Origin of the sequence: Cytobacillus pseudoceanisediminis (assembly GCF_023516215.1) — a bacterium.
Classification (GTDB): Bacteria; Bacillota; Bacilli; order Bacillales; family Cytobacillaceae; genus Cytobacillus; species Cytobacillus pseudoceanisediminis.
Window position 1 is genome coordinate 2,381,122 of record NZ_CP097349.1, and the last position, 13,107, is coordinate 2,394,228.

Below are 13,107 nucleotides of genomic sequence, written 5' to 3' on the forward strand. Positions count from 1 at the left end.
CTAAGTTAGATAATTGTGATGATCACCATAGCTACAAACATGATGGTCAGATATTGCAGGGAGTATACAAACATTAATGTAGCCCATTTTATATCATTGTTAAATCTCCTTGCATATAATCCCGTCAATAACCATCCAATATTCAATACTGTGGCCAGGATTAAAAAAGGCAATCCAAGTGATGGCATAAGAAATGGCAGCGGCAATAAAGCTGCAACCCATATGTAAATATGCCTTTTGGTAGCTTTAAACCCTTTTACAACTGGAAGCATGGGAACTCCCGCAGCCCGGTATTCCTCCACCCTTCTCATTGCTAAAGCATAAAAATGAGGAGGCTGCCAGATAAAAACGATAGCGAACAGCACCCAAGCCATTGGGTCGAGATTGCCATCGGCAGCTGCCCACCCGATCAGCGGGGGAACTGCTCCTGAAATGCTGCCTACAATCGTATTGGATACAAATCTGCGTTTCGTCCACATTGTATATAAAACAACATAGCTGAAAACGCCAATTAATCCAATTACAACTGCTGCTGCTGTTGTAAACATTAAAAAGGCCGTACCAAGGCCAATAAGCAGAAAGCTCAAAAGTGCAACCTTGCCCGGTTTACTTTCCCAGTAACAGTTGGCCTCCCTTTTGTTCTTTCCATTAATGGATCAATGTCGCGGTCAATATAATTATTTAGGCTGCAGGAGCCTGCAATAATCAATGAGGAGCCAATGACTGTATAAAGAACCAGATCAAGATTATTGAAAAATCCCTTTCCGGAAAAATGCAGTGCAAGCCAAAGTCCGGTGAAGGTTGTAATCAGATTGGAGTTCACAATGCCTATTTTGATTAGGGCAAGAAAATCCTTCCAAACTGTAGTTTCAGGTATATCTTTTTGAAGGCTTCGCTTACTGTCCTCAATTGCAGCATCACTCAAAGCCCGTGAGTTAGACATATCTTTTCCTCCTTTATCTCTTATCGCAGACAAAAGCTATCTTTGCACAACACCTACTATAAAGCATAAATCCCTGCAAAGCTATGTACGCGATAAAAAACGAGGGGTAAACCCTGGATGAATAATAATAATCCTAATAGTTTTCTTCCATTAATAATGTATTCAAACTGTTTATTATCTAAATGAAACTAAACCATTTCTCTGTATATTAAATCACACTTTAAAACTCTTTTGTGAATTTTTTTAGAATAATTTATGACTAATTTGTGTCAAAAAATAAATTCACTTAAAGAATGGTTGCTTTTTTGAGATAATAAAACTGCTTCAGAAAACTACAGAAGAAAAAATATACTCACTTTTATGTATTTTGTGATACTTTCCGCGACAGGGGTTATCCATTTTATACCCCCTTTATATTTCTAGCAAACTCCATTACAAGTTTCAACCTTTTTTACTATAATTAACTTTATAAATTTTATAACTGTTGTAAAAAAAGCTTTATTCCTGTACTATCGAAAAAGTAAAATGACGCACATTACTATATGGCTTTTTATAGAATCTTTGATAAGATAGATAACGGACAAATACTTAGTAATTCAATTGTTTTCCCATTGATAGACATAGAATATTTAAAGAAGGTGAAAGGCTTTGCAACGATCTTTAAAATGGTTTGCCGTTCTTACAACTATCGGCATGCTCTTAATTTTGCTCGGCGGTGCCCTGGTAACTAAAACTGAATCAGGAATGGGATGCGGAAAATCCTGGCCGCTTTGCAATGGCGAATTTGTTCCAAGCGACATTACTCCTGAATTGATTATCGAACTGGCGCACAGACTTGTTTCAGGCTCAGTTGGTTTTATGGTCCTGATATTATCGATTTGGACATGGAGAAAATTGGGACATATAAGGGAAACAAAGTTTTTATCACTCACTTCATTCTTCTTCCTTGTCCTCCAGGCTTTAATTGGAGCGGCCGCAGTAGTATGGGGGCAATCTGATTTTGTACTTGCCCTTCATTTCGGGATTTCCTTAATATCATTTGCTGCAGTACTGCTTTTGACTTTGCTTATCTTTGAAGTAGATAAGAAATTCGAAGCCGAGAAGCTCATTATTGATAAAAGAATGAGGAAACATATTATTGGAGTTTCTATATACAGCTATGCTGTTGTATACACTGGCGCGCTTGTGCGCCATGTTAATGCAAGTCTTGTCTGCCGTGACTGGCCGCTTTGCTTTAACGGTTCTTTCGCTCTTCCGGAAAATATGTATGAATGGGTGCAAATGGGCCACCGAGCTGCTGCCGGATTAATTTTCATATGGATCGGTTACATTACTTATCTTGCAATTAAGCATTACAAGGAGCAGAAAGTTGTTTATTGGGGCTGGATCATTTCATTTATCTTAGTAACCCTGCAGGTTGCTGCTGGTGCATTAGTTGTTTTAACACGACTTAACCTGTATATAGCTCTTGCCCACGCATTCTTTATTTCCTGCTTATTTGGAGTATTAAGCTATTTTATCCTTCTGTCCTCACGGAGCAGGAAGAATGAGCTTGCTGTTTCAGCTGTTAGGGAAAATGAGAAAAATGATGAAGCTGCTATCCCGACCATTACTTCCATTCCATAATTGCTTTAAACAAAAGAGCTTCGGCAAACTGCCGAAGCTCTTTTGTTAATTTTTCGCAGTCTTATGGGAGTGAGACCCCCACTTCATGACACAGTGGAATCAAGGAGGATAGAAGGGCCCAAAAAGAAGAACAAAGACTGTGGCCTCCTCAACTAACAATCAGTGGGGATAAGATCCACACTGATTGCAGTTTCACTTTATTTTGACAGCTCTATCAATAAGTCTCCTGATTGAATTGCTTCACCGTTCGAGACATGGATGTCTTTAACTGTTCCAGAAAATGGCGCCTGTACAGTTGTTTCCATTTTCATAGCTTCTGTAATCATTAAGTGATCGCCCTTTTCGACTTTTTCACCTTTTTCTACAAGCACCTTGATTACAGTTCCCGGCATGCTGGCAGCAATATGACTTTCATTATGCGGATCAGCTTTTGCCTTGGAGGCTACAGTTGCTTTAATGCTTTCATCTTTTATGCTTACTTCACGAGGCTGGCCATTCAGCTCAAAATAAACAATTCTTGTGCCATCAGCTTGAGGCTGGCCAATAGAAACTAATTTTACTATCAATGTTTTACCTGTTTCAATTTCAATTTCGACTTCCTCACCCAGCCTTAGACCATATAGGAATGTTGGGGTGTCAAGAACAGAAATATCACCAAATTGTTCACTGGTCTTAATATAGTCCATAAATACTTTTGGATACAATGCATAGGCAATTGCATCAAAGCTTGTAACTTGCCTGCCCAGTTCTTTAAAGAGTTTTTCTTTTAAAGCATCGAAATCCACGTCTTCAAGAAGCTCACCCGGGCGGACAGTGATTGGCTCTCTGTCTTTCAATATGACCTTTTGCAGTTCTGCCGGGAATCCTCCATACGGCTGTCCTAAATAGCCTTCAAACAATTCTACAACTGAGTCTGGAAAATCCAGAGATTTGCCTTTATTCAAAACATCCTGCTCTGTCAGCTGATTCTGGACCATAAATAACGCCATATCACCAACTACCTTGGAAGAAGGTGTAACTTTAACGATATCACCAAACATTTGATTCACACGGGAATACATGTCCTTAACTTCATCCCACTTATCTCCAAGGCCAACAGCTTTAGCCTGCTGCTGAAGATTACTGTATTGTCCGCCAGGCATCTCATGCTGGTAGACTTCTGAATGAGGGGCCTTCATGCCGCTTTCGAAGTCCTGGTAATATTTGCGTACATCTTCCCAATAGTAAGATAACTGCTCAAGCGACTGGATATCAATTTTTGGCTGTCTGTCATTCCCCTGCAGTGCGTAATATAAAGAATTAGCACTTGGCTGGGATGTTAAACCTGCCATTGTGCTTAGGGCCGTATCCACAATATCCACTCCAGCCTCAATAGCTTTTGCATATGTGAAAATTCCATTTCCGCTCGTATCATGAGTATGAAGGTGAATTGGAATATCAACAGTCTCTTTCAATTCAGATATAAGGGTGTATGCTGATTGCGGCTTCAATAAACCAGCCATATCTTTGATTGCCAGTATATGGGCTCCCTGATTCTCTAACTCTTTTGCCAGGTCTTTATAGTATTTAAGATTGTACTTTGTTCTGGCAGGATCCAAAATATCACCTGTATAGCACATGGAGGCTTCTGCAATTTTCCCTGTCTGGCGGACAGCATCAATTGCGACTTCCATCCCTTTAACCCAGTTAAGGCTATCGAATATCCGGAAGACATCAATGCCAGCGTAGGCTGATTTTTCAACAAACTCTCTTATTACATTATCCGGATAGTTTTTATATCCTACTGCATTTGAAGCACGAAGAAGCATCTGGAATAAAACATTTGGCATTTTTGCGCGCAATGTCAGCAGCCTTTCCCAAGGATCTTCTTTCAGGAATCTATACGCGACATCAAAAGTTGCACCGCCCCACATTTCAAAGGAAAACATATCAGGAAGCAATTTTGCTGTCGGTTCTGCGATATGCTTCAGGTCATTCGTCCTTACTCTTGTCGCTAGCAATGATTGATGGGCATCACGGAAGGTCGTATCAGTAATTAAAACTTCTTTTTGCTCTTTAATCCATTTAACAAGTCCTTCAGGACCGTGATTATCTAATATTTGTTTTGTGCCATCCTGGTAATCTGTGCTGTATTTTAATTTTGGCACCCGCGGCTCATCAAATACCGGACGTTTCTTCTTTTCAATTCCCGGGAATCCATTAACAGTTACATTCCCGATATAACTCAGCATCTTTGTTCCGCGGTCTTTCCTTTTTGGGAACAGGAATAGTTCAGGTGTTTCATCAATAAATGATGTATCATATTCCCCTCTTAAGAATTTCTCATGTTTTACTACATTCTCAAGGAAAGGAATATTTGTTTTAATGCCCCTGATTCGGAACTCTTGCAGGTTCCGCACCATTTTTGATGCTGCCTGCTGGAAAGTCATAGCGTGCGTTGAGAGTTTAACAAGCAGTGAATCATAATAAGGGGTGATTACTGCCCCCTGGAAACCGTTCCCCGCATCAAGCCGCACGCCGAAACCGCCGCCTGATCTGTAAGCCATTAAACGCCCAGTATCAGGCATGAAGTTATTTAAAGGATCTTCTGTTGTAACACGTGATTGAATGGCAAATCCATGAATGTGAATATTTTCCTGTTCCGGAACACCCACTTCTTTACTGTGCAGCGAGTAGCCTTCAGCCACTAAAATTTGTGTTTGTACAATATCTACTCCTGTTACCATTTCGGTGATCGTATGCTCAACTTGCACACGCGGATTTACTTCTATGAAATAAAACTGATCACCTGATACAAGGAATTCCACAGTTCCTGCATTAATATAATCTACATTCTTCATAAGATTGACAGCAGCCTGGCATATATCATCTCTTAATTTTTCGGAAAGAGATACGCAAGGTGCTACTTCTACAACCTTCTGGTGACGCCTCTGGACTGAACAATCTCTTTCATACAGGTGGACAATATTCCCTTCATTGTCACCAATAATTTGTACCTCTATATGTTTTGGCCTTTCTATGAATCTTTCAACATAAACTTCATCATTTCCAAAAGCAGCTTTAGCTTCCGACTTTGCACGCTCATATGATTCTTTAACATCTTCCAGGCTCCTTACGATGCGCATGCCTCTTCCGCCGCCGCCAAGTGAAGCTTTAATGATAATGGGGAATCCGTGATTTTTGCCAAAGCTAATCACTTCATCCAGGCTTTCTACAGGGCCATCACTGCCTGGAATAACCGGAATTTCTGCAAGCTGTGCCTGGGTTCTTGCTTTAACTTTATCCCCAAACATGTCCAGATGCTTAGAAGTAGGACCGATAAATATGATGCCCTCTTCCTCGCAGCGTTTTGCGAATTCAATATTTTCCGACAGAAATCCGTATCCCGGATGAATGGCATCAACATCACTGCTTTTCGCAATGTCAATGATTCCTTCAATATCCAGATAGGCATCAATCGGTTTTTTCCCTTCCCTACCAGGTAAGCTTCATCTGCTTTATAGCGGTGATAGGATCCGGAGTCCTCTTTGGAATAGATGGCTACCGTGCGGATATCCAGCTCTGTGCAGGCACGGAACACTCGAATGGCAATTTCTCCTCTATTGGCTACTAATACCTTGTTAATTCTTCTGCTCAACCAAAACACCTCGTCTTTATGTATTTTTTGGCAATATTCTGCCAAATCCAAGTTGAGGCCGGGTGGGTTTCCCGCTGGCCGGCCTTAGTAACTTTGAATTGGCTGCTCCCTGATGGAAGCAATTATGTAATCAGCTTCTGCTGATTGATGTATAAATAAAGCACTGAAAAGTTTCTGTGCCTATTTACGAATGGAAAATGTTTTTTCGGAAGCCAGTTCCATGGATTCCGGTTTTGTCTGTTCATTTTTATTTTTGTATTTTTGTTCATAATTTACAAACATAGATACATTGACTAAAATCCCCATTGCAATCGAAAGCTGAAGCAGAGATGAACCTCCATAGCTGATAAATGGAAGTGTGACACCTGTCAGCGGCATAACACCGGAAATCCCTGCAAGATTGATGAATGCCTGAATACCTATCATAGCTGATATGCCAATAGCCAATAAGCTGCCAAAAGCATCTTTACACTTTAAACTGATAAAGATTCCCCTCAGGACAATATACCCGAGAAGCAAAATTACAAAACCTACTCCAAATGCCCCAAGCTCTTCAGCAATTACAGCCATAATAAAGTCTGTATGCGCTTCAGGAAGATAACCAAGCTTTTGTATGCTTTCGCCAAGACCCAGCCCTTTTAATCCGCCTGCACCAAGGGCAATATAGGAATTCGATAGCTGATACCCGAATTCTGATCCAAAGGGATCCCTAAATGCTTCGACCCTGCCCAATCGATAAGGTGCGAAAATCTTATCTTTTAACAGAAGGATAAAAGGCGCAGCTAATATTACCCCGAATAGTCCTAGCCTAAATATGTTTTTGAAATTCATGCCTGAAGTAAAAATGACGGCAGCTGCTACCAGAAAAATAATCATCGCAGAACCAAAGTCAGGCTGAACTGCAACAAGCAAAGCAGCTAGAATCAGATAAGCAAGCGGGGGAAGAACCCCTTTATTAAACTCATTAATATAGGGCTGCTTTTTTGCATAGACAGCTGCTAAATATATGATGACTGAAAGCTTGACAAATTCTGCAGGCTGAAGGCTTCTGCTTCCGATTTCAAACCAGCTCATCGCCCCGCCGGCTACTTTACCAAAAATAAATAGCGCAATCAGGCCGAATAACGAAATGAACACCATCGGAACAAGAAATTTATTGCTTTGCATTGCTTTGTAAGGAAATAGAGCGACAATAATAAAAACAATTGCACAGATAATTAAATGCATTTTTTGCTTATTATAAAAATAGTCGCTTTCCTGATCATAGATCTGCACCGCTGTTACCATGCTTGCACTGAATACCATAATGAGTCCAAAAACAGATAACAGGGCAACTGCAATAATCAGGGTATAATCATATGATTTTAATATTTTTTTAAACATCCAGCCCTCTTCCCTTATCTTCTAAAGTTTATTACTTATTCTACTATAGTATTGAATATCCTGCTTTGAAGAAAAGAAAAGTTAATTTAAATGTAACACAGCAAAGAAAAAAATTCTATAATTATGCCATACTAATTTAAAAATAAGTTATACAACTTAGGGGTTTCTTTTCTTGTGGATATACTATTTCATTTCTTTTAAAATTCATGCAGTTATAAAAAAACTCAAACAATCTTTAAAAGATGTTTGAGTTTTTTTTTATTTTTTTACTGAGGCTTCGTGGAGCATGGATAGCTCCCTTTCCAATTCATCTAAAATAGCCTTGCCTTCAGCCTCTTCAATTAATCCAAGACGGACAGCAAAATCTATTTCTCTGGATAAGCCAAACATCTGGGTATCAAGAACCTCTTCATATAGAGGACATTGAGGCATAGTCAGATTATCCATTTGCACCTTAATTAATTTTAATATTTTAGCAGCATCTGCCTTTAATAGAGCATTTGCTTTTTCTTTGTGATCAATAATCATGTCAGAAGCCAACTTTCAATCCCTCCATTTCCGAGCGATCATCCTATCTATAAATTTTATACTTAAGCTTGGAAAAAAGCAAGGATAATAAGGGATTCGACCAGGAATTCCTTCATAATATACTCACTTTCCATATATTTCAAAATATACTGTAGTCATTTCGATTTGAAAGCATTTCAAGCACTTTTACACCAGCGATGCTATTTCCTCTCTTGTCCAGGGAAGGGCCGAATATGCCAATTCCGCATTTATTTGGCACCACAGCTAGTATTCCACCGGATACCCCGCTCTTTGCTGGTATGCCAACTTTAATAGCAAACTCTCCAGAAGCATTATACATCCCGCATGTCACCATTAACGTCTTGCAAACCCTGGCAATATCAGACGGAATAACCTCTTCATATGTTTCAGGATCTTTTCCATCCAACGCCAGTACTGCACCTGCCCTGGCAAGATCAAAGCAGTTCATTTCGATTGCACACTGTTTTGTATAAATGTCTATTAGTTCCTCTACATCACCATTAATTACACCATGCTGTTTCATAAAATAGCATAAAGCCCTATTAAGCCATGAGGTTTCAAATTCAGATTTTGCAACTATTTCGTTACAAGATACATTTTTATCATTTACGAGCCTCCCCACAAACTCTATTATACGATGCCATTTTTCATCGGAGCTCTCACCTTTTATCATATTAGTTACTGCTAAAGCTCCTGCATTAATCATTGGATTTAATGGTTTAGAAGGGATTGAAGTTTCCAGTTTGGAAATAGAATTGAACGGGTCACCAGTTGGTTCCATTCCCACTTTTCCGAAAACATATTCGTATCCCATATCCTGGATCGCCAAAGCCAAAACAAGAACTTTGGATATGCTTTGAAGAGTGAATTTATTTTGATAATCACCCGCGTAAATACAGCTTTTTCTTGGATATTATATACAGCAGCTGAGAGGTCATGCCTATTTACCTCTGCAAGTGCGGGAATATAGCCTGCCACCTCTCCATAAACAGTATGCAGGGCTGCCTCATTAACAATCTTCTGAAGATCAGCGTTTGTATGACATGTCATCTGTGAACCTCCCGGATTCGTTCTTTTCATATTGATATCTTGTCCCAACTCACTGCGGGGAATGCCTGTATGACAAGCCGCACAAAAATCTGTATACTTACCCTATACATACATTAATGCGCCGACAGGAGGATCAATATGGAAAATATAATTGCCTTTAAAGGAAACGTTAAATACCAAATCACCTTAGATCCAGGAGTCTGGATATTCGATGATCGGAGACTCGATTTGACAACATACTTTATTCAAGATGGCATCAGGAAAAATGAACTTGAGGAATATACCAAGGCAGTCTCAAAGCACTGGGATAGAGAAATCATGGAAGGCGCAGTATTTCCTCCAACACTTAAAACAGAAAAGAAATTTGAAAAAGAAAAGGTTCTGACAGGCACTTTCGGTATACCTTTTAAGCCATTTCTTAGGAATGCAGAACCAAAGGAGAATGCTGAAACTGTTATCATTGAAAGTGAAGATGGGGAAACTCGATTAACTTTATCTCAAGCCGACGATTTGATATTAGGGTTCTCAAAGGATGGAAAACCTTTAAAAGAAGATGGGCCAGTTCATGTCTATTACGGGGATGGAAGCAATCAAAACTCACCCATAAAAAGAGTGAAGGCATTTAGAGTGGAATGACCGGAGAGGGCGATTGTGCATCGCCCTTTTATTTAATATATAAAATATTTGAACGCCCAAAAATATCTAGCGAATGAAGCCTGCCCCCCTCGAGGTCACATGCTTGTCTAGCTGAGGCTCCTAGGGACGAAAGACTAGCCAATCCCTTTCCAGAAGGAAAAAACACCTTCATGCAGGACTTTCTTATGCTTGTCGTCCCTGGGCAGTCGCCTGCACATTTCGGGCAATCCTCCCAAAAAGGCAAAGGACGCCTTTCCGGGAGGCTCGTCTTGTGCTTGAGGCCCCAGGACAAGGAAAGGAAAGCTTCGGCTGCATAAAATTCGCACCACCTAAAGCGGTAGCTTTTGGGAGGACGTGTTGTTCTTAATCTGGTTTATTCGTGGGCAAGGCGCTTGCGCTTTTCTTTCGGGAGCCAAACGGGCATAAAGACTGCAGATTCCAGAGCCGCTTTCATTGCAGGCTATAATAGGTCAGCAGCAAGTTGGGCAAGGCCAGATCTCTCACCTTTAACAAGCTTAACATGCCCTGAGATAACCTGATCTTTAAATCTCTCCACCACATAGGTGAGCCCGTTGTTATAAGCATCCAAGTAGGGATGATCTATTTGCTCAGGGTCTCCCATCAGGACAATCTTACTTCCTTCCCCCACCCTGGTTAAAATAGTTTTAACTTCATGTTTTGTCAGGTTCTGTGCTTCATCAATAATAATAAATTGATCTGGTATGCTTCTCCCCCTAATATATGTCAGAGCTTCAACCTCAATAGAGCCCATACCAGCCAATATCGCATCCAATTCACCTGGTTTTTTGACATTAAACAGGTACTCTAAATTATCATATATCGGCTGCATCCACGGCCTTAACTTTTCCTCTTTTTCTCCGGGAAGGAATCCCAAATCTTTTCCTACCGGCACAATGGGGCGAGCCACCAGTAATTTTTTGTACTGGCCATAATCTTCTGTCTGCATTAATCCGGATGCCAGCGCCATAAGAGTTTTCCCAGTCCCTGCCTTTCCGATAAGAGTAACAAGCGGCAGATCATCTCTCAGCAAGAGCTCAAGAGCCATTGTTTGCTGGACGTTCCTTGGCTTGATCCCCCAAATATGATCATGGTCAAAAATAAGCTTTTTCACTTTTTTCCACCTTTGTCCACAATACCAAGCGCAGACGAAGATGAACCCAGCGCATCCTTCATCACCAGAAACTGATTAGGGTAGAAAGGATGGTTCGCTATTTCTGATAACGGCAGTTCTCCTTTTTCATAAAAGCGGTTCATAATATCGAGTCCGATATAGACTTCCAGAAACCCAGGATATAAATGATCATTTTCAACCACACGGTCACTTAAGAAATCTTCTGATATTAGCCCGATAGCATCCGCTTTAACTCTGACAAGGGCATCTTTGCTTACAAGAATAACCGTTCGTCCATTTTCTTTTGTCTCTTCCTCAAGTGATAGGTTTTTTGCAACTGCCAAAATCCGATTATCATTTGTTTTTTCTACAAAAATCTCTTGAAGTTCATGAAAAGACCTATGATTTAACTCAATTCGCAGGCTTCCGCCATTTTCAAGAGGTATTTTCTCATGCAGCTTACCCGTCTCCCTCATGCTGTCAATCAGCCGGGATACTTGCCTTGCGTTCCTCCCAATTTCATCCATATACCTTTTCTTAGAATCAACTTCTTCTAGTACTACAGCCGGAATGACTACTTCATTTTCTTCAAATGAAAATATGGAATTAGGATCCTGCAACAAGACATTGGTATCTAATACGTAAATTTTACTCAATATGATGCCTCCTGCTCCTCTTGTGTCTTTATTTAGCAAATTACAAAAGCGAGGTCCCCTGCTTGCGGATTTGCAGCTTCATGAAAGAATCACCTTCAATCTTGATGGATATTCTCCTGTTGTTTTATATTATTCATTCTTTTACAGATGTTGATTAATCAGGAATAAAGCTACCTAATGAAGTGGACAAATCTATCTTGGTAAAAATATATGTAATGCCGAATAAAGATAGAAGAAATTTTGCACAATAACATTAAAGAATCTCATTATTCCTGAACCTGAAAAGTCAAGTGACCAATTTCAATTTCAGGGAAATTTTGATCGCCCGGAGGTGTCAAATATGAATAGATGGCTGCTGATATGCATGACAGGATTGCTATTATCAGGGTGCGGTATGAACGGCAATCAGGCGCTAGACCATCAGGAACAGCAAAATACCAACACGATAAATGTTAAAAATAGTACAATACAGGAAGTTGACAGGGAGACTGGACAGCAAGTTTCCAGGCATCTTGTCAATTTGGCTACCAGAGTTCCTAATGTGAATGATGCCACTGCTGTTGTCCTTGGACGTTTTGCTATAGTCGGAGTAGATGTGAACAAAAACCTCGACCGTTCTGAGGTTGGAACAATTAAATATTCAGTTGCCGAAAGCCTCAAAAATGATCCTCATGGTGCAAGAGCAATTGTAGTGGCTGATCCGGATATTAACGCAAGGCTGCGGGAAATAGCTGATGACATCCAAAACGGTGAACCCTTGCAAGGAATCATGAATGAACTGGCAGATATCGCAGGCCGGCTTATGCCTGAAGTTCCAGCCGATTTAGTTGATCCCAAAAAGAAAAATGAGAAAAACGCAACCGAAGATCCAAAGAAAAAGCTCGACAATGATCAGGAAAAACAGCTCGAACAAAAACAGGAAGAACAATCGAATTATCATAAATAAAAGGGTGACAGGCATCTATAGCTTTTTAGCTAATCGGTATAGGTGCCTGCCGCTTTTTAGCCCCCAAAAAAGCTTAGTTCCAAGAGGGAACTAAGCTTTTTTCATCGCTTCCATAACCTGTTTATCCAAACGGGCTGCTGCGTCTTTATCATATGTTTTATCATATTGCGGCTCTACAGTGATCTTAGACCCGTAAAACATAACATCACGGACTTCTTTCACAGTGATTTCCATAAGGGCAAGCTTAAGAGGTACTCCTTCCATCTTTTCTGCCTTAACAGAAGCTTTACCAGCGATGGAATATGTAGATTCATTCGCAATAATATTCAGAACAACCATGTTATTGCTATTTATATTTTGAACAATCCTGGAACGGTTATCGACTGCAAAATACAATGTTTCCTCATTTTTTGCCAAAACCCATGAAATCGCATTGACATTAGGACCGCCGGTTTCAAAATCAACAGTAGCAAGTGTAACAAAACGTTCCTTTTGCAGTTCGTCATATAATGGTTTAATTAATTTCGGTTCTACCTGATTTGCCATTCT

Annotated in this window: 6 protein-coding genes and 4 pseudogenes; 3 read left to right on the plus strand and 7 right to left on the minus strand. The window is 40.2% G+C overall.

Translation table 11 applies throughout. The annotated features are described in order from the left end of the window. Positions 1-5: 5 nt before the first annotated feature. Positions 6-943, minus strand: a pseudogene (gene cyoE, locus M5V91_RS12765) (heme o synthase). Between the two features lie 648 nt (positions 944-1,591). Between cyoE and M5V91_RS12770 the strand changes: the two are divergent. Further along, complete coding sequence (locus tag M5V91_RS12770; protein ID WP_009330947.1) at positions 1,592-2,569, plus strand: COX15/CtaA family protein; 978 nt, start codon at positions 1,592-1,594, stop codon at positions 2,567-2,569. Between the two features lie 197 nt (positions 2,570-2,766). On the opposite strand, the pseudogene pyc reads toward M5V91_RS12770, so the two are convergent. The 4 genes and pseudogenes from pyc to glsA form a co-directional block, all read right to left on the minus strand. After that, positions 2,767-6,206, minus strand: a pseudogene (gene pyc, locus M5V91_RS12775) (pyruvate carboxylase). Between the two features lie 180 nt (positions 6,207-6,386). Next, the gene (locus M5V91_RS12780; RefSeq protein WP_009330949.1) at positions 6,387-7,589 is read right to left on the minus strand and encodes an FtsW/RodA/SpoVE family cell cycle protein; all 1,203 of its coding nucleotides are present in this window, start codon (positions 7,587-7,589) and stop codon (positions 6,387-6,389) included. Between the two features lie 258 nt (positions 7,590-7,847). After that, entirely contained in the window at positions 7,848-8,129 is a 282-nt protein-coding gene (locus M5V91_RS12785; RefSeq protein ID WP_019381685.1) for an Fpa/YlaN family protein, read from the minus strand. Between the two features lie 127 nt (positions 8,130-8,256). After that, positions 8,257-9,188 (minus strand): annotated as a pseudogene (gene glsA / locus M5V91_RS12790) (glutaminase A). Positions 9,189-9,326: 138 nt separating this feature from the next. Between glsA and M5V91_RS12795 the strand changes: the two are divergent. Beyond that, on the plus strand, positions 9,327-9,824 hold the full coding sequence (locus M5V91_RS12795) for a molybdopterin-binding protein (protein ID WP_019381683.1): 498 nt from the start codon (positions 9,327-9,329) through the stop codon (positions 9,822-9,824). A 460-nt stretch (positions 9,825-10,284) separates the two neighbouring features. Here the strand turns inward: M5V91_RS12795 and M5V91_RS12800 are convergent. Beyond that, a pseudogene (locus tag M5V91_RS12800) lies at positions 10,285-11,615 on the minus strand (PhoH family protein). A gap of 337 nt (positions 11,616-11,952) precedes the next feature. On the opposite strand from M5V91_RS12800, the gene M5V91_RS12805 reads away from it, so the two are divergent. Further along, a complete protein-coding gene (locus tag M5V91_RS12805) occupies positions 11,953-12,558 on the plus strand; it encodes a YhcN/YlaJ family sporulation lipoprotein (protein ID WP_217027488.1) in 606 nt (201 codons plus the stop codon). A gap of 90 nt (positions 12,559-12,648) precedes the next feature. Here M5V91_RS12805 and M5V91_RS12810 read toward each other — a convergent pair whose 3' ends face one another. After that, positions 12,649-13,104: a pyridoxamine 5'-phosphate oxidase family protein gene (locus tag M5V91_RS12810; RefSeq protein ID WP_019381680.1), complete on the minus strand. Its 456-nt coding sequence runs from the start codon at positions 13,102-13,104 to the stop codon at positions 12,649-12,651. Positions 13,105-13,107: the final 3 nt, after the last annotated feature.